Here is a 21,715-nt window from a genome sequence, read left to right on the forward strand (position 1 = left end):
GCCGAGATAATACCGTATCCCCTGTGAATAACTTGTACTGCCGGGGCTTGAAATGCGGGTTTACATCCCGTTGCCCCCTTCAAAATTCCTATGGCACTGAACGCACAAGACATCGCACGCATCGCGAACCTCGCACGGCTCGAGCTCTCTTCCGCAGAGAGTGAGCGCATGCTAGGCCAGCTCAATGATTTTTTCGGCATCGTGGAGAAGATGCAGGCTGTGGATACTTCGGGCGTCAGCCCGCTGTCACATCCGGTCGCCGCCATCCAGGACATTGCCCTGCGCCTGCGCGAGGACATTGCCAGCGAGCCCGACCAGCGCGACGCCAATCAGCGCAGCGCCCCGGCCGTCGAGCGCGGCCTGTTCCTGGTCCCCAAGGTGATCGAGTGAGCGCCGGGCGTCGCTCGCCCTGCTTCCTGTCCCCTGGCATCCGTCCCCGTTTTCCGCATCCCATACATGACCCAGCAAACCACTGATCTGCACACGCTCGGCGTGTCGGCCCTGTCGGCCCTGCTGCGCGAGCGCAAGCTCGGCGCCGTCGAAGCCGCCCAGCATTTCCTGGCCCGCGCCCAGGCGCACCAGAACCTGGGCGCCTTCGTCAGCATCGACGAAGAGGCCACCCTGGCCCAGGCCCGCGCTGCCGACGCCCTGATTGCCCAAGGCAAGGGCGGCCGCCTGGCTGGCGTGCCCATTGCGCACAAGGACATCTTCGTCACGCGCGACTTCCCGACCACGGCCTCCAGCAAGATGCTGGCCGGCTACCGCTCGCCCTTCGACGCCACCGTGGTCACCCGCCTGGCCGAGGCCGGCGCCGTGACGCTGGGCAAGCTCAACTGCGACGAATTCGCCATGGGCTCGGCCAACGAGAACTCGGCCGTCGCGCCCGTGGGCTTCGACGCACCCGCGCCCGTGCGCAATCCCTGGAACCTGGACCGCGTGCCCGGCGGCTCCTCGGGCGGCTCGGCCGTGGCCGTGGCCGCCGGCCTGGCGCCCGCCGTCACCGGCACCGACACGGGCGGCTCCATCCGCCAGCCCGCATCGTTTTGCGGCATCACGGGCATCAAGCCCACCTATGGCCGCGCCAGCCGCTACGGCATGATCGCCTTCGCCTCCAGCCTGGACCAGGCCGGTCCCATGGGCAAGAGCGCCGAGGACTGCGCCCTGCTGCTGTCCGAGATGTGCGGCCCCGACCTGGACCGCGACTCCACCAGCCTGGACGTGCCCGCCGAAGACTTCACGGCCCGCCTGAACGACGGCATCGAAGGCCTGCGCATCGGCATCCCCGCCGAGTTCTTCGGCGAAGGCCTGTCGGCCGACGTGCGCGCCGCCGTGGATGGCGCGCTCAAGGAATACGAGAAGCTGGGCGCCCGCCTGGTGCCGATCTCGCTGCCGCGCACCGAGCTGTCGATTCCCGTGTACTACATCCTGGCCCCGGCCGAGGCATCGTCCAACCTCTCGCGCTTCGACGGCGTGAAGTTCGGCCACCGCGCCAAGGACTACACGGACCTGGTGGACATGTACAAGAAGACCCGCGCCGAAGGCTTCGGCGACGAGGTCAAGCGCCGCATCATGATCGGCGCCTATGTGCTGTCCGAGGGCTACTACGACGCCTACTACCTGCAGGCGCAGAAGATCCGCCGCATGATCGCCGACGACTTCCAGGCCGCCTTCCAGCAGTGCGACGTGATCGCCGGCCCCGCCGCGCCCACCGTGGCCTGGCAGCTGGGCGGAAAGAGCGACCCGCTGGCCAACTACCTGGCCGACATCTTCACGCTGCCCGCGTCGCTGGCCGGCCTGCCCGGCATGAGCGTGCCCGCAGGCTTTGGCGAGGCCGGCATGCCCGTGGGCCTGCAGCTGATCGGCAACTACTTCAAGGAAGGCCAGTTGCTCAACGCCGCCCACCGCTTCCAGCAGGCCACCGACTTCCACCTTCAAGCTCCGAAGGGCATCTGAGACCCCATGACCGCGAAACTCATCCAGGGCTATGAAGTCGTCATCGGCTTCGAGACCCACGCCCAGCTGGCCACCCAGTCCAAGATCTTCAGCCGCGCCAGCACCGCCTTCGGCGCCGAGCCCAACACCCAGGCCTGCGCCGTGGACATGGCGCTGCCCGGCACGCTGCCGGTGATGAACAAAAAGGCCGTCGAGTGCGCCATCCGCCTCGGCCTGGCGCTGGGCTCGCACATTGCGCCGCGCAGCATCTTCGCGCGCAAGAACTACTTCTATCCCGACCTGCCCAAGGGCTACCAGATCTCGCAGTTCGAGATTCCCGTGGTCCAGGGCGGCGAGGTGTCCTTCTTCCTCGGCGACGAGAAGAAGACCATCCGCCTGGTGCGCGCCCACCTGGAGGAAGACGCCGGCAAGTCGCTGCACGAGGACTTCATCGGCCAGTCGGGCATCGATCTGAACCGCGCCGGCACGCCGCTGCTGGAGATCGTGACCGAGCCCGACATCCGCAGCACGGAAGAAGCCGTGGCCTACGCCAAGACGCTGCACCAGATCGTGACCTGGATCGGCATCTGCGACGGCAACATGCAGGAAGGGAGCTTCCGCTGCGACGCCAACGTCTCCGTGCGCAAGCCCGGCCAGCCGCTGGGCACGCGCCGCGAGATCAAGAACCTCAACAGCTTCAAGAACATGCAGCTGGCCATCGACTACGAGATCCGCTGGCAGATCGAGGAAATCGAGGACGGCCGCCGCATCCAGCAGGCCACCGTGCTGTTCGACCCCGACACGGGCGAGACGCGCTCCATGCGAACCAAGGAAGACGCGGCCGACTACCGCTACTTCCCCGACCCCGACCTGCCGCCGCTGGTGGTCGCGCCCGAGTGGGTGGAACAGGTCAGGGCCGACATGCCCGAGCTGCCGCGCGCCATGGCCGCGCGCTTTGTCGAGCAATACGGCCTGCCCGAGTACGACGCCACCACGCTGACGCAAAGCCAGGCCATGGCCGCCTACTTCGAGGACACGGCCCGGGCCTGCAATGCGCCCAAGCTGGCCAGCAACTGGATCATGGGCGAGATCTCGCGCCGCCTGAACACCGAGGAAATCGGCATGGAGGCCGCCAAGGTCTCCAGCGCCCAGCTGGCCGCGCTGATCCAGCGCATCGGCGACGGCACCATCTCCAACAACGCCGCCAAGCAGGTCTTCGAGGCGCTGTGGAGCGGTGAAGGCAGCGATGTCGATGCCATCATCGAGGCCAAGGGCCTCAAGCAGATGAACGACACGGGCGCCATGGAGAAGATCATCGACGAGGTGATCGCCGCCAATCCGGCCAACGTGGAGCAGTACCGCGCAGGCAAGGACAAGGCCTTCAACGCCCTGGTCGGCCAGGTCATGAAGGCTTCCAAGGGCAAGGCCAACCCGGCGCAGGTCAACGAGCTGCTCAAGGCCAAGCTGGCCTGACCACACGCCCGGTCCACCCGGCCCACCAGGCCCGCCAAGCCCGCCCACCGTGGCGGGCTTTTTTTCGTGTGCACGCTCCGCGCCGGCTGTCCCGCACCGAACAGCGCCTGCGCCTGCATGTCTCCAGAATCCCTGCCATCGCACCTGAGGAGACAGCATGACCACCAGCACCGACCGCCTGCACATCCCCGGCCTGCCCTGGGCCGACTCCCCTGAAGCCGTGGGCCTGGGCGGCGCGCGCCTGGCACGCCTGTCGGCCCGGCTGCAGCGCGGCGTGGACACCGGCGAGATCCCGGGCGCCGTGGCCCTGGTGGCGCGGCGCGGCAAGCTGGCCTATCTGGAGAGCTTCGGCCTGCTGGACCCCGAGGCCGGCACGGCCATGCGGCCCGATGCCATCTTCCGCATCGCCTCCATGAGCAAGCCCATCACCTCGCTGGCCATCATGATGCTGGCCGAGCAGGGTCGGCTGTCCATCATCGAGCCCGTGGAGCAGTACCTGCCCGAGCTGGCCGCGCTGCGCGTGGGCCTGGAGCGCGCGCCGCTGGCGCGGCCCATCACGCTGCAGGACCTGCTGCGCCACACCTCCGGCATTCCCTATGGATTCGCCGGCACCGAGCACCCCGTCAAGAAGATGTACCTGGATGCGGGCCTGTTCAGCGGCAAGTTCACCAATGCGCAGTTCATCACCAGGCTCGCGCAGCTGCCGCTGGTGGCCCAGCCCGGCGAGACCTGGGAATACGGCATGTCCACCGACGTGCTGGGCCGCGTGGTCGAGGTGGTCAGCGGCCAGACGCTGGCCGCCTTCGTGCGCGAGCACATCACCGGGCCGCTGGGCATGGCCGACACGGGCTTTCATGCGCCCGACAGCGAGATCGCACGCGCCGCGCGGCCCCAGCCCGAAGGGCCGCAGAAACAGATGCCGCCCATCCCCCCGGTCACGCGTGCCATGATGTTCGAGTCGGGCGGCGGCGGCATGGTCTCGACCATGGCCGACTACGCGCGGCTGTGCCTGTTCTGGCGCAACGGCGGCACGCTGGACGGCGTGCGCCTGGTCTCGCGCAAGACCGTGGAGCTGATGACCTCCAACCACCTGCCCGCCAGCGTGCGCATGGGGCCGGACATGGCGTATTTCGGCGCCCAGCTGCCCTCGCCCGAGGTGGGCCAGGGCTTCGGCCTGGGGTTTGCGGTGCGCACGGCGCCGGGCCTCAACCCGCTGCCGGGCAGCGTGGGCGACTTTTCATGGAGCGGCATCTACGGCACCTTCTTCTGGATCGATCCGCAGGAGGACCTGTTCGCCATCCTCATGATGCAGTCCATGGCCCAGCGCATTCCCTACCGCTGGGTGATGCGCGAGGGCGTGTACCAGTCCGTGGTGGACTGAGCCGGCAGGCGCGCTGCACCGAAAGGGTGCAAAGCCCATGCTGCCAGCAAGAGCGGCGTCCCTTCCTAAAATGACGCGCTTTTGCAGCCCTGCCCCAGGGCCGCGCAGGCAAAGACAACAAGACAACAAGGCCATGGGCTGGAACAGAAAAGCATGGGGGCCGGTGGTGCCACGCCCCGCGCCTGCGGACATGTGGCGCGTGGCCATGGGCTCCATCGTGGGCATGGGAATGGCCACGGCCCTGGTCTGGCTGGCGCATGCGGGCACCTGGGATCTTCCCCTGCGCCTGTTCGCGCCGCTGGGCGCCACGGCTGTGCTGCTGTTCGCCGTGCCCACCAGCCCGCTGGCCCAGCCCTGGTCCTGCGTGGTGGGCAATACGGTGTCTGCGCTCTGGGCCCTGTTCGTGCTGCAGTGGAGCCCTCCCCAGCTGGCCCCTGCGCTGGCCGTGGGCGGCGCCATAGGCTGCATGCTGCTGACGCGCTCGCTGCACCCGCCGGGTGGCGCCATGGCCCTGCTGACGGTGCTCAACGCCAAGGCCTCGCTGGCCGCCGGCTGGATGCTGCCCTTCGTGCCCGTGGGCGCGCTGACGCTGGCGCTGGTCCTGGCGGCCACGGCGCTCCACCGCGCCACGGGCCGGCGCTATCCCCACCATGCCGACACGGCGCCCAAGGCATCGCCCGCCGATGCGGCCCACCGCCATGCCTCGCGCCTGGGCCTGTCCCATGCCGATCTGGAGGGGCTGCTGCTGCGCTTCGGCCAGGAAAACAACCTGGAAGCCGATGACCTGGCCGAGCTGCTGGCCGCCGCCGAGGAAACCGCCATCGAGCACCGGCTGGGCGGCGTGCGCTGCGCCCAGCTGATGACGCGCGATCCCGTGAGCTGCTCCATGGACGACGACGTGCACGCCGTGGCCGCACGCTTTCGCGCACACCCGGCCAAGAGCCTGCCGGTGCTGGACGCCGATGGCGGCCTGGCCGGCACGGTCTCCCGTGCCGAGCTGTACGAGTGGCTGTGGATGAGCCCCGTGCGCCCGGCCGAATCTGCGGCAAAACCTTCTTTGTTGAACTGGCTGGGCCAGCGCCTGCCCGGCAAGACCCGGGCCGCGCCCCGCCTGTCGGAGCTGCCCCAGCTGGTTCATGCGCCGGAACTCAGCGTGGACGAAGACACGCCCGTGGGCCAGTTGCTGGACGCTCTGGCCCGGCACAGCGTGCCCTGCATTCCCGTGATGCGCGAAGGCCGGCTGACCGGCCTGATCACGCGCACGGATCTGATGCGGCTGCTGCTGCAGCCGGGCAGGTAGGGCCACCCGGCAATGCGCCAGTTTCAGGAAGTGCGCCCAAGCGCAGCATCCTGAAACCTGGCCATCAGAACAGCACGCGGCAGCGGATGGTGCCCGGAACCTGGGTCAGTTTCTCGACCGCCAGACCCGAGGACTGGGCCGCCAGGTCGATCACCACATAGCCCACCTTCTCGTCGGTGCGCAGGTACTGGCCGGCGATGTTGATGCCGTTCTCGGCAAACACTTGGTTGATGGCCGACAGCACGCCGGGCTGGTTGTGGTGCACGTGCAGGATGCGGTTCTGGCCGGGGTGGGCGGGCAGGGCCACTTCGGGGAAGTTCACCGCCGAGGTGGTGGTGCCGTTGTCGCTGTACTTGACCAGCTTCTCGGCCACTTCCAGGCCGATGTTGGCCTGGGCTTCCATGGTGGAGCCGCCCACGTGCGGTGTCAGGATGACGTTGTCCAGGCCGCGCAGGGGCGAGACGAATTCATCCTTGTTGCTGCGCGGCTCGGTGGGGAACACGTCGATGGCGGCGCCCAGCAGCTTGCCGGCCTTCAGGGCCTCGGCCAGCGGCTCGATTTCCACCACGGTGCCGCGCGAGGCATTGATCAGGATGGCGCCGGGCTTCATGGCCGCGATTTCCTTGGCGCCGATCATCCACTGGGTGGAGGGCAGCTCGGGCACGTGCAGGGTGACGATGTCGCTGCCGGCCAGCAGATCGGCCAGCGATGCGGCCTGGCGCGCATTGCCCAGCGGCAGCTTGGTGGACACGTCATGGAAGAGCACCTGCATGCCCACCGACTCGGCCATCACCGACAGCTGGGTGCCGATGGAGCCGTAGCCCACGATGCCCAGCGTCTTGCCGCGGATTTCGTAGGAGTTCTCGGCGCTCTTGAGCCAGCCGCCGCGGTGGGCGGAGGCGTTCTTGGCAGGCACGCCGCGCAGCAGCAGGATGGCTTCGGCCAGCACCAGCTCGGCCACCGAGCGCGTGTTGGAGTAAGGCGCGTTGAAGACCACCACGCCGCGCTCGCGCGCCGCGTCCAGGTCCACCTGGTTGGTGCCGATGCAAAAGCAGCCCACGGCCACGAGCTTTTGCGCGGCAGCGAACACGTCGGCCGTCAGCTGCGTGCGCGAACGGATGCCGACGAAGTGCACGTCGGCGATCTTGCGCTTGAGCTCCTCGCCTTCCAGCGCGCCCGTCACGGTCTCCACATTGGTGTAGCCCGCATTGCGCAGCACTTCGAGTGCGGAAGGATGGATGCCTTCGAGCAGCAGGAACTTGATCTTCGATTTATCCAGCGACGTTTTGGTCATGGGCGAGCCCTCTCTAGTCAGTCAGAAATCAAAGCGAGCATTACAGCGGATTCGGGAAGCCGCTACAGCCGGTAGGCCCAAAGCCAGCGCGCCCGCAAGCGGGAGAACCATGCGCCCTGCGGCCATGAACATCCCGCCATCCGGCAGACACCCATTGCAGGACGGCGCATGCCACGGGAGCACATGCACACTTCGAGTTTGGCGCGAAATGTAAAACATTGAGAACCGGTGCGCGCGTGCGCGGCAGCCTTCCTAGAATTCGCGCGTCTGCGTCCGGTGCTTTCAAATCAATAGCAACAGAACAGGCCTGCAGGCGGGCCGGACGCGCCCTTGTTTTACGAACCAACCGAGGAATCCGATGATTACAAACATGCTGCGCAGGATCGAGGACCTGCTGGTGCAGGTGGTGCGCGTGGTGCTGCTGGTGTTCTCCCTGCTCGTGCTGGTGGGCATGGCACTGTGGACCTGGGAGAGCTTCAGGCCCGGCAAGGCCGAGGCGCCCCAGGCCGTGGCCCAGGAATTGAACTGGAAGGACGCCAGGCCCGACCTGCAGTTCGTCGTGGACGAAACCAGCCGCGACCTGGGCGCGGGCGGCAGCGAACCCGCCATGGAAAAGCGCCTGGCCGATCCGGCGCTGCGCCCCGCCTTCCAGAAGGCCGACGCCCTGGTGCGCGCCTTCGTGAACAAAGATCCTGCGCGGCGCGAGCGCACCGAGCGGGACCACCAGGCCCGGGGCCTGGCACCGCTGCACCCGCTGCTGCAAGGCGACGCCCTGCCGACCGAGGCCGATGTGCAGCGCCGCATCCAGGAGCGCGGCCATCGCGAAGGCGATGCCGGGGCCGTGGATGCGGCGGCCGATGCAGCGGCTGCCGATGCAGCGGCTGCCGACGCAGCGGCTGCCGCAGCCGCCTCCGCCGACGAGGAAGACAGCTGGATGGTCGATCCCGTGGATACCGCCGCCGCCATCCACGAGCGTGCCCAGGCCGCCGAGCTGGAACACGGCAAGGGCGCCTATGCGGCCTATGTGCAGGGCTTGCCCGCCGCGCTGGAGCAGGTCTTCGGCAATGCCGCGCTGGAGCCGCGGCTGCAGGCGCAGACGGCCCAGCAGATCCTGTCCACGGTGCTGCTGAACTACACGCTGTCCCTGGACAATGCGGCGCGCGCGCTGCGCGGCGAGGACAGCCACGGCAGCAGCTCCTGGAAGGAACGCTTCGGCGCCGTGGAGACGGCCTTCTGGAGCATGCTGATGTCATTCCTCGTGCTGGTGGTGATGGTGCTGGTCTTCATCCGCATGGAGCGCCACCTGCGCGTGATCAGCCAACAGCATGGCCAGGCACCGCGCCAGCCCTGAGGCCTTGCGCTATCGTTGCCGCTTTCCTTTCTGCTTGCCGCCTATCCGCATGACACGCAACACCACCACCCCCATCCATCCGCAGTTCCTGGGCCGCATGTCGCCGCGCGCCTTCAGGCCCGAGGCACTGAGCCAGGCCCAGGTCGAGCAGTTGGCCGACGCCGCGCGCTGGGCGCCTTCGGCCAGCAACAAGCAGCCCTGGCACTTTGCCTATGCGCTGCGCGGCGATGCGAACTGGCAGGCCTTCAGCACCATTCCCAACGAGTTCAACCGCCGCTGGTGCCTGGAGGCGGGCGCGCTGATCGTGCTGATGTCCGACCGCCAGGCCTCGCCCGGCAAGCACAGCTTCGACGCGGGCTGCGCCTGGGGCTACCTGGCGCTGGAGGCCCACGCCATGGGCCTGGCCACGCACGCCATGGGCGGCTTCTCGGCCGAGGCCGCACGCGAGGTGCTGCGCCTGCCCGAGCACCTGGAGCCCGAGGTGGTGATCGCCGTGGGCTGGCGCGGCGATGCAGCCGCCCTGCCCGACGATCTGCGCGAGCGCGAGGTGCCCACGCCGCGCAAGCCGCTGGCCGAAGTGCTGAGCGCCGGCCCCGTGGCCACGGGCGGCTGACGGCGGGTTCCAAGTCCTACGCCGCTTTGCGGGGATGCCCCGGATGGCCGCTCCAGGCCCCGGGGCTACACTGGCCCACAGGCCTGCGGCGCAGCAGGCGTCCATGACCCAAGGAGTTGCCATGACACCATCCTCCAGCCCCAACCTCGACAAGCTGCGCAACATCGTCCAGAAGTTCGGCGCCAGCTCCTTCACCACGGACCAGGTGGCCAGCGAATACGACGACGCCCCGGCCACGGCGGAAAGCATCGAGCAGTTCGACGCCCTGCTGCAGCGCCATGCAGCCGTGCTGGGCATCCATTCCGTCCCCGGCAGCGGCGGCCAGGGCCACGGCGCCACCGTCTGGCAACCGGCCTGAGCGCGCAGGCGGCGCAGAGCACGGCGCCGCTACACTCGCTGCGGCCGGCACGGTGTCGGCGCGCAGTTTCCTTTTGATGTCCTCACTCTCCCCCCATACCTGGCTGCAGCTGTCCGTGGCAGCCAGTGCCTTGCTGGTGCTCGCCTCCATCGGCTGGGTCTGGCACGGCACGCGCGCCCTGCCCGCGGATTCGCGCGATGGCCGCAGCGCCCGGCGCATGGCGGCCCTGTTCGCCCTGGGGGCGCTGGCCTGGCTGGCCTACGGCCTGTACACGGGCTATGCCGCGCTATGGAAGGCAGACGCGCTGATGCTGTTCGCCCAGCAAGGCGCGCTGCTGCGCCTGCCGCTGCTGATCGGCGGACTGGCCTGGGTGGCCGCGCTGCTGGTCACGCGCGTGCTGCGCATGCTGGGCCGGGCCGGATCGGCATGAGCCGGCGCTGAGCGCTCAGGGCGCCGCCACCTCCTTGGGCAGCACATAGGCACGCACGCTGTCGCCAGCCTTGGTGCCGGTCGAACCATGGCCACCCGCCACCACCACCAGGTACTGGCGCTGGTCCGTGCCCAGGTAGGTCATGGGCGTGGCCTGGCCGCCAGCAGGCAGGCGGTCCTGCCAGAGCTGGCGGCCGCTGTCCACGTCATAGGCGCGCACATAGTTGTCCAGTGCCCCCGAGTAGAAGGCCACGCCGCCAGCGGTCACCACCGGGCCGCCAATGCCAGGCACGCCCATGCGAAAGCCCAGCGGCAGCGGGCTCAGGTCGCGCGGCGTGCCGTTGCGGCGCTGCCAGACGATCTGGCCCGTGCGCAGGTCGGCGCCCGCCACAAAGCCCCAGGGCGGCGCCTGGCAGGGAATGCCCAGCGGCGAGACAAAGGGCTTGAGCCGCACCGCAAACGGTGCGCCGAAGTTTTCGTTGAGCGCGGGCAGGCCGTCCTTGGGCGGGCCGCCATCCTGCACCAGCAGCGAGGTATCGTCCGCACGCGGCACCAGGGTGGAGACGAAGGCCAGCCGCGTGGGCGTGGCAAACACCACCTGCCGGCGCGGATCCACGGCCACGCCGCCCCAGTTGAAGACGCCGAAGTTGCCCGGATAGATCAGCGAGCCCTGCTCCGAGGGCGGCGTGAAGCGCCCCTCGTAGCGCAGCCGGTGGAAGGCCAGCCGGCACCACAGCTGCTCGAAGGGCGTGGCACCCCACATGTCGCGTTCGGTCAGGGCCGGGGGATTGAAGCTCAGCTGCGAATGCGGCTGCGTGGGCGCCGTGCGGTCGCCGCGTGCCGCGCCCTGCGGCGCAGCCACCTCGGTGACGGGCAGCAGCGGCTGGCCCGTGCGCCGGTCCAGCACGAACAGCTCGCCCTGCTTGGTGGGCTGCACCAGGGCGGGCACGCTGTGGCCGCCGATCTCCAGGTCGATCAGGCTGGGCTGCGAGGGCACGTCGTAGTCCCAGAGATCGTGGTGCACGGTCTGGAACACCCAGCGCACGGCGCCCGTGGCGATGTCCAGCGCCACCACGGAGGACGAATACCGCTCGGCCTCGGCGCTGCGCCGCCCGCCCCATTGGTCGGGCGGCGCATTGCCCATGGGCACGAAGACGAGGCCCAGCGTCTCGTCCACGCTGGAGATGGACCAGCTGTTGGGCGAGCTGGGCACATAGGTCTGCCCTTCGGGCAGCGGCGTGCTGGTCGCTGGCCGCCCCGGGTCCCAGGCCCACAGCAGCGCGCCCGAGCGGATGTCGAACGCACGGATCACCCCCGAAGGCTCGCGCGTGGAATGGTTGTCCAGCACCGTGCCGCCCACGATGATGCGGTCGCGCGCCACCACCACCGGCGAGGTCGAGTAGTACGAGCCCGGCTTGCGCTCGGGCATGCCCTGCCAGAGGTCGATCTGGCCCTGGCCGCCCGCCACGTTGCCGCAGGTCTGGCCGTCGGCGGGATTGAGGGCGACCACCTTGCCGTCGGCCGTGGCCATGAACAGCTTGGCGGTACAGCGGCCATCATCGGAGGAAGGGGCCGGGGAGACCGAGGAAGCCGGATCAGCCTGTACCGCCTGTGCCGCCTGTGCGCCGGCCTTCCTTGCAGCCGGCGCCACCGCCGAATGCGTCTGCCCTGCCGCCGCATCGAACTGCGCGGCCGCCTGCGCCGACTGGTAGGACAGGCCCCGGCAGGTCAGGTGCTGCAGCGCCAGCCCCTTGGGCATGGGCAGGTCGCGCCGCCACAGCTGCTTGCCCGTGGTGGCATCGAGCGCAATCACCGACTGGTGGGGCGTGCACAGGAACAGGCGCTCGCCGATCTTCAGCGGCGTGACCTCGAACGTGGTTTCTTCGGGATCGCCGGGCTTGCCGCGCACATCGCCCGTGCGGAACTCCCAGGCCAATTGCAGCAGCCGCACGTTGTGCGGGCCGATCTGGCGCAGCGGCGAATAGCGCTGGCCCGCTCCGGTGCGGCCGTAGGCATGCCATTCGCCATCGGGCACGGCATCGGTGGCATCGCCCTGCAGCACCGGCGGGCTGCGCAGGCCGCCGGCCTCGGAGGCCACCATGGACATGTTCTGCACGGCCGTGACCTGGCCGTCGGCAGGCAGGTCCGACGCAGCGGCGGCCGCGCCCGCAAACTGGCCCTGGGTTTCATGGGCATCGCGCTGGCGCCCGAAGGACAGGCCCGCAAGAATGGCCGTGCCCAGCACCACCAGCGCCAGCGCCGCATGGGCCGGGGCCAGGCCCCGGTTCTGGCCCATGTCGGGCTCATGGCGCAGCGCACGCACCGACCAGGGCAGCACCAGCAGCAGGCCCATCAACCAGGGCAGCCCCAGGCGCCCCGCCAGCGGCCACCAGTCCAACCCTATCTCCCAGACCGCCCACAGCGCGGTGCCCAGCAGCCACAGCGCAAACAGCCACAGCGCCATGGCCGAACGGCGCGCCACGCCCCACCCCACCACCAGCAGCAGCAGGCCGGCGATCACGTAGTAGCCGCTGCCGCCGGCCAGCAGGAGCTGGGCGCCGCCCCAGGACAGCCAGGCCCCGGCTGCCCACAGCAGCAAGGCCATCAACCAACGCCACACCGTCATGCTGCCTCCCTTGATGTCAGCCCGCAGACTCGATGCGCAAAGCCTAGCCCTGCATGCGGGCGCCGCATGCAGGACGAATTCGACTCAGCAAGCGTGCAACGAGAAGGAGGAAGGAAAGGAGGGGCAGGAAGGAGAAAGAACGCGGCGGCGGGCGCGGCGTTGGGCCAGCCTCAGCGGCGTGCGCTCGCAGCCCACAGCTGGCGCAGCTGCTGCAGCTCGGCATCGAAGCGCTCCTGGAGGCGGCGCTTTTCCTGGTCCTGCTGCTGGACGAAGCGCTGCTGTTCCTCCTGCGAGGCCGTGTTCTCGTCGAGCTGGCGGCGCAGCGATGCCGGCGCCTTGGCGGGGTCTTTCCTGTAGAACTCCATCTCGGCATTCAGGGCCGCGCGCCGCGTCTGCAGTTCCTGCTGGCGCTGGCGCGCCACGGAGATGACCTGATCGACCTGGGAGATGGCCTCGGCACGCTCGGCATCGTGGGCGGCCTGGTTGGGGTAGCGCGTGATCAACGCCTTGTCGCGCGAGCGCTCCTCGCGCATGCGGCGCTGCTCTGCCTGGTCGCGGCGGCGCTGGGCGTCCAGCTCGGCGCGTTCGTTGTCGGTCAGCGTGGGGCCCACGCGGCGCAGCTCCACGCCGGAGTTGCCCAGCACGCGCTGGTCGCGGTCCACGCATTCGGCAATCGGGCGGTCGGCCGTCAGGCGGCGGCCACGGGCGTCGGTGCATGAATAGATGCCCGGCCCCAGGGGCACATCCTGGGCGAGCACGGCGCAGCCCAGCGTGGCCAAGCCCATGGCACACAGCAAGGATCGTGCATGCATCGCCCGCTTCATCAACCGCTTACCCCTTGTCGTTGACTCCATAACGCTGGCGGTAGGCCAGCACGCGCTCATGGTGGCCGCTGCCTGCGCTGCCACCTTGAATCTCAAGATAAAGCAATAAGTCTGCCAGTTTTGCAATAGTGCAGACCTGCATGCCCAGCTGGTTGCGCACGTACTGCACGGCGCTGTGGGGCACGTCCTGGCCATTTTCCGTGGCCATTTCCTGGCGGTCCAGCGCGATGGCCACGGCATGCGGCGTGGCACCGGCGGCGCGGATGATGGCGATGGACTCGCGCGCGGCCGTGCCGGCGCTCATCACGTCGTCCACGATCAGCACGCGGCCCTTGAGGGGCGCGCCCACCAGGGTGCCGCCCTCGCCGTGGTCCTTGGCTTCCTTGCGGTTGTACGCAAAGGGCTTGTTGATGCCCATGCGGGCCAGCTCCACCGCCACGGTGGCCGCCAGCGGGATGCCCTTGTAGGCCGGGCCGAAGATCATGTCGAACTCGATGCCGCTGGCCGCAATGGCTTTTGCATAGAATTCGGCGAGACGGCCCATCTTGCCGCCGTCATCGAACAGGCCGGCATTGAAGAAGTACGGGCTCATGCGCCCGGCCTTGGTCTTGAACTCGCCGAAACGCAGCACCCCTGCGTCAACGGCGAATTGCACAAATTCCTGCGCCAGACGGCCTGCGTCCTCGGCCTGCAGATTACTCACCACCATGGATTCATCCTTGTTCAAATTGACCAGCCTCAACCTCAACGGCATCCGCTCGGCCTCGACCAAGGGCGTCGAAGCCTGGATCGAGGCCACTGCGCCGGATTGTATTTGCGTGCAGGAAATCAAGGCCCAGGCCGCCGACATGACCGGACGCTTCGAGCTGCTGGCCGGCCTGCGCGGCCACTTCCACTACGCCGAGAAAAAGGGCTACTCGGGCGTGGGCGTCTACAGCCGCCACGAGCCCAGCGACGTCGTGGTCGGCTTCGGCTCGCACGAATTCGACGCCGAAGGCCGCTACGTGGAGGCGCGCTTCGACACGCCATCGCGCAAGCTGTCCATCATCAGCGCCTACTTTCCCAGCGGCAGCTCCGGCGAACTGCGCCAGACGGCCAAGTTCCGCTTCCTGGCCGAAATGCACGCCCACCTGATGCGCATGAAGGGCGAACGCGAGTTCATCCTCTGCGGCGACATCAACATCGCCCACCAGCAGATCGACCTCAAGAACTGGCGCAGCAACCAGAAAAACAGCGGTTTCACGCCCGAGGAACGCGAGTGGATGACAAAATTGTTGAACAAAACTGAGCCGACTGGCGGCCTGGTGGACGTTTATCGCCTGCTCCAGCCCGACACCACCGACACCTGCTACACATGGTGGAGCAACCGCGGCCAGGCCTACGCCAACAACGTGGGATGGCGCCTGGACTACCACCTGGCCACCCCCGCTACCGCCGCGCTGGCCCGCACCGAGAACATCTACAAGGATGTGAAGTTCTCGGACCATGCGCCGGTGACCATCGGCTACGACATGAAGCTGTGAGACGTTCAAGCAGGGCCTTGGGTCGCGGCGGTTTGACTCGTCGCGCTCTCATACAGACACTGTGCGCATGATCTTTATCTGAGGGTTCCGAGATGAAATCCATTGCTGTCTCCAGCGCCAAGCGGCCAATCCATCTCACGATCAATGCAGATCTGGTGACGCAGGCCAAGGCCTATACCGACAATCTCTCGGCCACCATGGAATCCCTGCTGGCCGAATACGTTGCCAGGCAGGAGGGCGCACAGCGTGAGCGCCAACGGCTTGCCGACGCCTGCGCCAGCGACTGGAACGCGGTCAACATCGCGGTGGGTTCGTTCGCAGACGAGCTCTGCTGCCGCGCGGCACTCCAACCGTGGGTGCGAGGATGAATCCCGTGTTTGTCATTGAAGGCGTGCCGGTCGTCCTGCATGCCCTGGACATGGTTTCAGTCGCCCTGGATCAATTGGGTGAAGTGGTGGCCTCACTGGAGCATGAAGGCCAAGCCATCGCCGATGCGCTGGACGAATTGCTGACCCGGTCCGGGGGCTGACCCAAGATCGTTTTCAAGGAGGCCAGGGCTTGGGCCCTGCCCTCCTCGGACTTCAGCCCGGGCGCATGCCTCACTCCAGCGCCTTGCCCATGTCCTCCACCACCTTCTTGGCGTCGCCGAAGACCATCATGGTCTTGTCCATGTAGAACAGCTCGTTGTCCAGGCCCGCATAGCCGGCCGCCATGGAGCGCTTGTTCACGATCACCGTCTTGGCCTTGTAGGCCTCCAGGATGGGCATGCCGTAGATGGGGCTGCCCTTGACGTGTGCGGCGGGGTTCACCACGTCGTTGGCGCCCAGGATGATGGCCACGTCGGCCTGGCCGAACTCGCTGTTGATGTCCTCCATCTCGAAGACCTGGTCGTAGGGGACCTCGGCCTCGGCCAGCAGCACGTTCATGTGGCCGGGCATGCGGCCGGCCACCGGGTGGATGGCGTACTTCACGGTCACGCCGCGCTCGGTGAGCTTGTCGGCCAGCTCCTTGACCGCGTGCTGGGCACGCGCCACGGCCAGGCCGTAGCCGGGCACGATGACCACGGTTTCGGCATTGCCCAGGACGAAGGCCGCATCGTCGGCGCTGCCGCTTTTCACGTTGCGCTGCTGCTGGGAGCCTGCCGCCGCGCTGGTGGCCTCGCCGCCGAAGCCGCCCAGGATCACGCTGAAGAACGAGCGGTTCATGGCCTTGCACATGATGTAGCTCAGGATGGCGCCCGAGCTGCCCACCAGCGAACCCGCAATGATCAGCATGCTGTTGTTCAGCGAGAAGCCGATGCCCGCCGCCGCCCAGCCCGAGTAGCTGTTGAGCATGGACACGACCACGGGCATGTCCGCGCCGCCGATGGGAATGATCAGCAGCACGCCCAGCAGCAGGCCCAGGGCGATGACCAGCACGATGTCCATCCAGCTTTGGCTGTGCCAGAAGCCGAAGACGAAGAAGGCTGCTGCCAGCCCCAGCACGGCGTTGAGCGCATGCTGGCCCTTGAACTGCACGGGCGCGCCCTGGAACAGGCGGAACTTGTACTTGCCGCTGAGCTTGCCGAAGGCGATCACCGAGCCCGTGAAGGTCACGGCGCCGATGAAGGCGCCCAGCGCCAGCTCCACGCGGTTGCCGCCCGGGATGGCGCCGCCCTTGGCCGTGATGGCAAAGGCCCAGGGCTCGGCCACGGCGGCCACGGCGATGAACACCGCCGCCAGGCCGATCATGCTGTGCATGAAGGCCACCAGCTCGGGCATCTTGGTCATCTCCACGCGCTGGGCCATGACGGCACCGGCCGTGCCGCCGACCAGCAGGCCCAGCAGCACCCAGCCCAGCCCCAATGCATTGCCGCCGGCCAGCTGCACGATGAGCGCCGCCGTGGTCAGCACGGCGATCACCATGCCGGCCATGCCGAACAGGTTGCCCCGTATGGACGTGGTGGGATGCGACAGCCCCTTGAGCGCCTGGATGAAGCAGACGCTGGCCACCAGGTAGAGCAACGTGACGAGGTTCATGCTCATGGCTGGCCCTCCGCCTTGGCATCCTTGCCGTCCTTGGCCGGAGCGCTCTTGCGCTCTTTCTTGCGGAACATCTCCAGCATGCGCCGCGTGACCAGGAAGCCGCCGAACACGTTGACCGCGGCCAGCGCCACGGCCAGCACGCCCATGGTCTTGCCCAGGCCCGTTTCCGTGAGCGCCGCCGCCAGCATGGCGCCGACGATGACGATGGCCGAGATGGCATTGGTCACCGCCATCAGCGGCGTGTGCAGCGCGGGGGTGACGGTCCACACCACGTGGTAGCCCACGTAGATGGCCAGCACGAAGATGATGAGATGGATGATGGTGGGGGATACGGCTTCCATGTCATTTCCTCCGCTGTGCTGCGAGTTGGCCTTCATGGGCCATCAGGCACGCGGCCACGATGTCGTCCTCCATGTCCACATGCAGGGCGCCATCCTTGTTGATGATGAGCTTGAGAAAATCGAGCACGTTGCGTGCATACAGGGCCGAGGCATCGGCCGCCACCAGCGCCGCCAGGTTGGTCAGGCCCACGATGGTCACGCCATGCGTGACCACGGTCATGCCGGCCTGGGTCAGCGGGCAGTTGCCGCCGCGCTCGGCCGCCAGGTCCACGATGACGGCGCCTGGCTTCATGGCCTGCACCATCTCGGCCGTGACCAGCACGGGCGCGGGCCGGCCCGGGATCAGCGCCGTGGTGATGACCACGTCGGCCTGGGCCACGCGCTTGGCGACCTCGGCCTTTTGCCGGTCCAGCCAGCTTTGCGGCATGGGGCGGGCGTAGCCGCCCACGCCTTCGGCGGCCTCCTTTTCCTCGGCCGTCTCGTAGGGCACGTCGATGAACTTGCCGCCCAGGGATTCGACCTGCTCACGCACGCTGGGCCGCACATCGCTGGCCTCGATCACGGCGCCCAGGCGCTTGGCCGTGGCAATGGCCTGCAGGCCGGCCACGCCCACGCCCAGCACCACGACGCGCGCGGCCTTCACCGTGCCGGCCGCCGTCATCAGCATGGGAAAGAAGCGCTGGTACTGGTTGGCCGCGATCATCACGGCCTTGTAGCCGGCGATGTTGGCCTGGCTGGACAGCACGTCCATGCTCTGCGCACGCGTGGTGCGCGGAGCCGCCTCCAGCGCATAGGCCGTGATGCCCGCATCGGCCAGGCGCTGCAGGCCTGCGGGCTGGAAGGGGTCCAGCATGCCGACCAGCGTTGCGCCCTTGCGGACCAGGGGCAGCTCATCCTCCGAAGGAATGCGCACCTTGAGCACAAGATCGGCGCCCAGGGCGCCTGCCGCATCGACGATCTCGGCGCCCGCTGCCTCGAACAAGGCATCGGGCACGCTGGCCGCCACTCCCGCTCCCGACTGCACGCGCAGCACATGGCCTTGCGCACGCAGCTTCTTGACGGTCTCGGGGGTCGCGGCCACCCGGGTTTCTCCTGCCATGGTCTCGGCAGGCACGCCAATCAACATACCGGTTCTCCCTCGCGTGATGCCGGTACCCGCCCTGCGCTGCATTGCGCAGGCGGCGGCCCGGCCCATCCTCGAAAAAATCCTTGCGCGCCTGCATGACGGCAGGCTGGCTTGGCGGCACGGCTAGCTTGTATCACGGCCGCGTGGCGGCAGCCACGGGGTCTGCCCGCGAGGATGTCGCCTGTCCGTCACAAGACGCCGGATTGCCGCGAAATGACAGCCACATTAAATGATCGCCATCCACGACCTGGCGCACCGCTGCCGTGTCCCAATGCACCTTTGAGCGACTGCAGCGGCGCAGCCGCGCAGTGCGAAGGAAGGCACCATGGGACTCTTGCAAAGACTGTTCGGACAACACGCGCGCGGCGGCCATCACGGCGGCCATCACGGCGGCAATATCGGCGTCCATATCGGCGGGCATCACGCTGGCGGCGCATACCCGCCTGCGGCCGTGGCGGCGGTCTGCCCCGGCTGCCATGCATCGATTGCCTCCAGCTCGCGCTTTTGCCCGCAGTGCGGCGGCGCGGTGCTGCCGCAGGCCTGCAGGAGCTGCAACGCCAGCCATCCGGCCGGCGCGCGGTTCTGCGGGCAATGCGGCCAGCCGACCACCTGACGGCGCAAGCGGGGGAGGCCCTGCGCTGCCATCAGGGGAAGGAGCGGGAATAATGGGCGCTTTCGCCAGAAGCACCCACGCCGCCCATGCTCCAGTACCACACCATCCCCGTCACCGCCTTCCAGCAGAACTGCTCGCTGGTCTGGTGCGACCAGACCATGGAAGCCGCCGTCATCGACCCGGGCGGCGACCTGGAGCAGATCGGCTGGGAGATAGATCGCCTGGGCCTGGCGCTCAAGGCCATCTGGCTCACGCACGCCCACATAGACCACGCGGGCGGCACGCGCGAGCTGGCCGATGCACAGCAGCTGCCCATCATCGGCCCCCATCCCGGAGACCAGTTCTGGATCGATGCCCTGCCCCAGCAGGGTGCCATGTTCGGCTTCCCGCATTCGGACCCCTTCACGCCCACGCGCTGGCTGCACGATGGCGACACGGTGAGCATCGGCCAGGAGACGCTGCAGGTGCGCCACTGCCCCGGCCATACGCCCGGCCACGTGGTGTTCCATGCGCCGCAGGTCGACCGCGCCTTCGTGGGCGACGTGCTGTTCGCGGGCAGCATAGGCCGCACCGACTTTCCCCAGGGCAACCACCAGCAGCTGATCGACAGCATCGTCCAGCGCCTGTGGCCCATGGGCGACCAGACCGTGTTCATCCCGGGCCACGGCCCCGAAAGCAGCTTCGGCCGCGAGCGCAAGAGCAACCCCTACGTGGGCGGGACCTGAGCCTGCAGCTGCCTCAGCCCAGCACCTCGATCCACCGATAGCCCAGACGCACGCTGCCGCCCGCCTGCAGCTTGCGCAGCTCCTCGTTCACGCGCTGGCGCGAGGCGCCCACCACATGCGACAGATCGCCCTGCGATATGCGCAGCAGGGTGCGGCCACCGGGCAGGGGCTGGCCGTTCTCTGCCGCCAGAACCTGCAAGGTGGCCCAGACCCGGGCATGCAGCGTGTCCTCCGAACTGATGAAGATGGTGTCCAGCAGCCCGTTCACGCGCAGGCTCAGCAGGCGCGCCACAGCCAGGCATGCGGGCGCATCGCGCTCCAGGAAGTCCAGCAGCGGCTGGCGCGGCAGGACCAGCACCTCGACATCTCCATCGGCCACCAGGTCCACGGGCACGGGCGCATTGCCCAGCACCGAGCTGATGCCGGTGATCTCCCCGGCCTCCAGCCAGCGCGTCATGCGCTCGGTGCCGCCCACGGTGAAGGCCACGACACGAAAGCGCCCTGACAGCAGCACCAGCGCATGGTCGGCCGCATCGCCGCGCTTTTGCACGAACTGTCCATCGCGGTAGCGGCGCCTGGAGCCTATGGCCCGCAGCCCGCGTGCCGATGCGGCCGGCAATTCGGCCAGCAGGTCCACGCGATAGCGCTCGCTGCGCGCCTGCGCCAAAGAGGTGTTGGGGGAACCGAGCTTGGTGTTCACCCGATCATTGTCCCTTTCGCGGCAATTGGCGCATAGCACCGTCCTTGTAATCGGCCCCATACCCACACGTATGGAGTCCGCCCCATGATCCGCACCACGCTCGCCCTGGTATCCGCCTTCGTGTTCGCCCTGCTCTCGACCCAGGCAGCCCTGGCACAGACGCCCACGCTGCGCATCCAGGACTACCCCGGCATCGGCAATTTCCTGGTGCGCGTGGCCAACGCGCGGGGACTGTGCGAGAAGCACGGCATACGCTGCGAACTGCGCCCCATCCCGCAGGCGCCGCTGGCGCTGCAGACCTTGCTGGCCGGTGACCTCGAAGTGGCGTTTACGCCGCCCGAGGTGCTGCTTCAGGCGGTCAACAAGGGCGCCGACCTCAAGGTGATCGGCAGCGGCGCCAGCGCGCCGACGTTCTTCCTCATGGCCTCGGCGGCCCTGCCCATGGCGCATGCCGCCCAGGGCTATCCCGCCGTGATGCAGGACTTCAAGGGCCGGCGCATCGGCGTGACGGCGCGCGGCAGCGCGGCCGAGTTCCAGCTCGTGAGCCTGCTGCAGGGCGCCGGCATGAAGGCGGACGACGTCACCATCGTCGCCGTGGGATCGCCCAACACCGCCTTTCCGGCGATTGCGCAAAGGCAGGTCGATGGCCTGATGCTGTTCTCGCCCATGGACGGCTTTTGCGAGGTCAGCCAGGCCTGCCGCATCGTCGTCGATCCGCGCAGGGGCCAGGGTCCGGCCGATGTGGTGGACACCAACGGCGCCGGCGTGCTGCAGGTGGTGCGCGCCGACTTCCTGCGCAAGAACGCCCCGGCCGTGGAGGGCTTGCGCCGCGCCATGAACGAGGCGGCCGACTATGCCCGCGAACCGGCCCATTTCGATGCATTGCTCAAAGTCGCGCAGGACAGCTTCCGCATCAACACGACCGGCGGCGAACGGATCCTGGAAGTGGCGCTGCGCAACGCCATTCCTTCCATGCAGTTTGCGGTGGACCCCAAGGCCCTGCAGCATGCCGCGCGCTACCTGCAGCGCACGGGGCAGATCAGCCGGCTGATCGACACCGCGCCCCTGCTGGCGCAGTGAAG

Annotated in this window: 23 protein-coding genes; 15 read left to right on the forward strand and 8 right to left on the reverse strand. The window is 68.3% G+C overall.

The features are described 5' to 3' along the window. Positions 1–90: 90 nt before the first annotated feature. From gatC to ACF8ME_RS08495, 5 genes are all read left to right on the forward strand, one after another. Positions 91–390 (forward strand): Asp-tRNA(Asn)/Glu-tRNA(Gln) amidotransferase subunit GatC, encoded by a 300-nt coding sequence (gene gatC / locus ACF8ME_RS08475; RefSeq protein WP_016448550.1) that lies wholly within the window; start codon positions 91–93, stop codon positions 388–390. A gap of 66 nt (positions 391–456) precedes the next feature. Further along, the gene (gene gatA, locus ACF8ME_RS08480) at positions 457–1,953 is read left to right on the forward strand and encodes an Asp-tRNA(Asn)/Glu-tRNA(Gln) amidotransferase subunit GatA (RefSeq protein ID WP_016448551.1); all 1,497 of its coding nucleotides are present in this window, start codon (positions 457–459) and stop codon (positions 1,951–1,953) included. Positions 1,954–1,959: 6 nt separating this feature from the next. Then, positions 1,960–3,405 carry an Asp-tRNA(Asn)/Glu-tRNA(Gln) amidotransferase subunit GatB gene (gene gatB, locus ACF8ME_RS08485; protein WP_373764064.1) on the forward strand — a complete coding sequence of 482 codons (1,446 nt, stop codon included), beginning with the start codon at positions 1,960–1,962 and terminating at the stop codon, positions 3,403–3,405. 157 nt (positions 3,406–3,562) lie between these two features. Then, positions 3,563–4,786 (forward strand): serine hydrolase domain-containing protein, encoded by a 1,224-nt coding sequence (locus tag ACF8ME_RS08490; RefSeq protein WP_392416047.1) that lies wholly within the window; start codon positions 3,563–3,565, stop codon positions 4,784–4,786. 163 nt (positions 4,787–4,949) lie between these two features. After that, on the forward strand, positions 4,950–6,086 hold the full coding sequence (locus ACF8ME_RS08495) for an HPP family protein (protein WP_392416049.1): 1,137 nt from the start codon (positions 4,950–4,952) through the stop codon (positions 6,084–6,086). 64 nt (positions 6,087–6,150) lie between these two features. Here the strand turns inward: ACF8ME_RS08495 and serA are convergent, their stop codons facing one another. Next, positions 6,151–7,380, reverse strand: a complete 1,230-nt coding sequence (serA, locus tag ACF8ME_RS08500) for a phosphoglycerate dehydrogenase (RefSeq protein WP_012202286.1) — start codon at positions 7,378–7,380, stop codon at positions 6,151–6,153. A gap of 358 nt (positions 7,381–7,738) precedes the next feature. Here serA and ACF8ME_RS08505 point away from each other — a divergent pair, with 358 nt between their 5' ends. The 4 genes from ACF8ME_RS08505 (at position 7,739) to ACF8ME_RS08520 (ending at position 10,132) form a co-directional block, all read left to right on the forward strand. Further along, positions 7,739–8,731, forward strand: a complete 993-nt coding sequence (locus ACF8ME_RS08505; protein ID WP_392416051.1) for a hypothetical protein — start codon at positions 7,739–7,741, stop codon at positions 8,729–8,731. 49 nt (positions 8,732–8,780) lie between these two features. Then, complete coding sequence (locus ACF8ME_RS08510; protein WP_043791108.1) at positions 8,781–9,344, forward strand: nitroreductase family protein; 564 nt, start codon at positions 8,781–8,783, stop codon at positions 9,342–9,344. Positions 9,345–9,465: 121 nt separating this feature from the next. Further along, a complete protein-coding gene (locus ACF8ME_RS08515) occupies positions 9,466–9,702 on the forward strand; it encodes a hypothetical protein (RefSeq protein WP_016448557.1) in 237 nt (78 codons plus the stop codon). Between the two features lie 76 nt (positions 9,703–9,778). Continuing rightward, complete coding sequence (locus tag ACF8ME_RS08520; protein ID WP_016448558.1) at positions 9,779–10,132, forward strand: hypothetical protein; 354 nt, start codon at positions 9,779–9,781, stop codon at positions 10,130–10,132. A gap of 15 nt (positions 10,133–10,147) precedes the next feature. On the opposite strand, the gene ACF8ME_RS08525 is transcribed toward ACF8ME_RS08520, so the two are convergent. The 3 genes from ACF8ME_RS08525 to pyrE form a co-directional block, all read right to left on the reverse strand. Next, positions 10,148–12,757, reverse strand: coding sequence for a membrane-bound PQQ-dependent dehydrogenase, glucose/quinate/shikimate family (locus ACF8ME_RS08525; RefSeq protein ID WP_392416053.1), 2,610 nt, complete (start codon positions 12,755–12,757; stop codon positions 10,148–10,150). A gap of 170 nt (positions 12,758–12,927) precedes the next feature. After that, positions 12,928–13,542, reverse strand: a complete 615-nt coding sequence (locus tag ACF8ME_RS08530; protein WP_392416081.1) for a DUF4124 domain-containing protein — start codon at positions 13,540–13,542, stop codon at positions 12,928–12,930. Between the two features lie 46 nt (positions 13,543–13,588). Further along, a complete protein-coding gene (pyrE, locus tag ACF8ME_RS08535) occupies positions 13,589–14,290 on the reverse strand; it encodes an orotate phosphoribosyltransferase (RefSeq protein ID WP_026062245.1) in 702 nt (233 codons plus the stop codon). 10 nt (positions 14,291–14,300) lie between these two features. Here pyrE and ACF8ME_RS08540 point away from each other — a divergent pair, with 10 nt between their 5' ends. The 3 genes from ACF8ME_RS08540 to ACF8ME_RS08550 all read left to right on the forward strand — a co-directional run bounded on the left by ACF8ME_RS08540 (position 14,301) and on the right by ACF8ME_RS08550 (position 15,633). Next, positions 14,301–15,104: an exodeoxyribonuclease III gene (locus ACF8ME_RS08540; RefSeq protein WP_016448562.1), complete on the forward strand. Its 804-nt coding sequence runs from the start codon at positions 14,301–14,303 to the stop codon at positions 15,102–15,104. A 92-nt stretch (positions 15,105–15,196) separates the two neighbouring features. Next, positions 15,197–15,472 (forward strand): type II toxin-antitoxin system CcdA family antitoxin, encoded by a 276-nt coding sequence (locus ACF8ME_RS08545; RefSeq protein ID WP_392416054.1) that lies wholly within the window; start codon positions 15,197–15,199, stop codon positions 15,470–15,472. Next, positions 15,469–15,633: a CcdB family protein gene (locus ACF8ME_RS08550; RefSeq protein WP_016448564.1), complete on the forward strand. Its 165-nt coding sequence runs from the start codon at positions 15,469–15,471 to the stop codon at positions 15,631–15,633. Before ACF8ME_RS08545 ends, ACF8ME_RS08550 begins: the two co-directional genes overlap by 4 nt. 70 nt (positions 15,634–15,703) lie before the next feature. Here the strand turns inward: ACF8ME_RS08550 and ACF8ME_RS08555 are convergent, their stop codons facing one another. Genes ACF8ME_RS08555 through ACF8ME_RS08565 form a run of 3 tightly spaced genes read right to left on the reverse strand, consistent with a single transcriptional unit; the run spans position 15,704 to position 18,595 of the window. Further along, positions 15,704–17,128 carry an NAD(P)(+) transhydrogenase (Re/Si-specific) subunit beta gene (locus tag ACF8ME_RS08555; protein WP_012202277.1) on the reverse strand — a complete coding sequence of 475 codons (1,425 nt, stop codon included), beginning with the start codon at positions 17,126–17,128 and terminating at the stop codon, positions 15,704–15,706. Continuing rightward, positions 17,125–17,469 (reverse strand): NAD(P) transhydrogenase subunit alpha, encoded by a 345-nt coding sequence (locus ACF8ME_RS08560; RefSeq protein ID WP_016453601.1) that lies wholly within the window; start codon positions 17,467–17,469, stop codon positions 17,125–17,127. Before ACF8ME_RS08560 ends, ACF8ME_RS08555 begins: the two co-directional genes overlap by 4 nt. 1 nt (position 17,470) lies before the next feature. Beyond that, positions 17,471–18,595 (reverse strand): Re/Si-specific NAD(P)(+) transhydrogenase subunit alpha, encoded by a 1,125-nt coding sequence (locus ACF8ME_RS08565; protein WP_074922590.1) that lies wholly within the window; start codon positions 18,593–18,595, stop codon positions 17,471–17,473. A gap of 325 nt (positions 18,596–18,920) precedes the next feature. Here ACF8ME_RS08565 and ACF8ME_RS08570 point away from each other — a divergent pair, with 325 nt between their 5' ends. Beyond that, entirely contained in the window at positions 18,921–19,208 is a 288-nt protein-coding gene (locus tag ACF8ME_RS08570) for a zinc ribbon domain-containing protein (protein ID WP_126311653.1), read from the forward strand. An 86-nt stretch (positions 19,209–19,294) separates the two neighbouring features. Further along, positions 19,295–19,933, forward strand: coding sequence for an MBL fold metallo-hydrolase (locus ACF8ME_RS08575; RefSeq protein ID WP_392416057.1), 639 nt, complete (start codon positions 19,295–19,297; stop codon positions 19,931–19,933). Positions 19,934–19,946: 13 nt separating this feature from the next. Here the strand turns inward: ACF8ME_RS08575 and ACF8ME_RS08580 are convergent, their stop codons facing one another. Beyond that, complete coding sequence (locus ACF8ME_RS08580) at positions 19,947–20,633, reverse strand: Crp/Fnr family transcriptional regulator (protein WP_013800207.1); 687 nt, start codon at positions 20,631–20,633, stop codon at positions 19,947–19,949. An 84-nt stretch (positions 20,634–20,717) separates the two neighbouring features. Between ACF8ME_RS08580 and ACF8ME_RS08585 the strand changes: the two genes are divergently transcribed. Then, the gene (locus tag ACF8ME_RS08585) at positions 20,718–21,713 is read left to right on the forward strand and encodes an ABC transporter substrate-binding protein (RefSeq protein ID WP_046241079.1); all 996 of its coding nucleotides are present in this window, start codon (positions 20,718–20,720) and stop codon (positions 21,711–21,713) included. Positions 21,714–21,715 lie beyond the last annotated feature (2 nt).

The sequence above is a fragment of the Delftia sp. WSY_7 genome (assembly GCF_043104845.1).
GTDB lineage: Bacteria > Pseudomonadota > Gammaproteobacteria > Burkholderiales > Burkholderiaceae_C > Comamonas > Comamonas tsuruhatensis.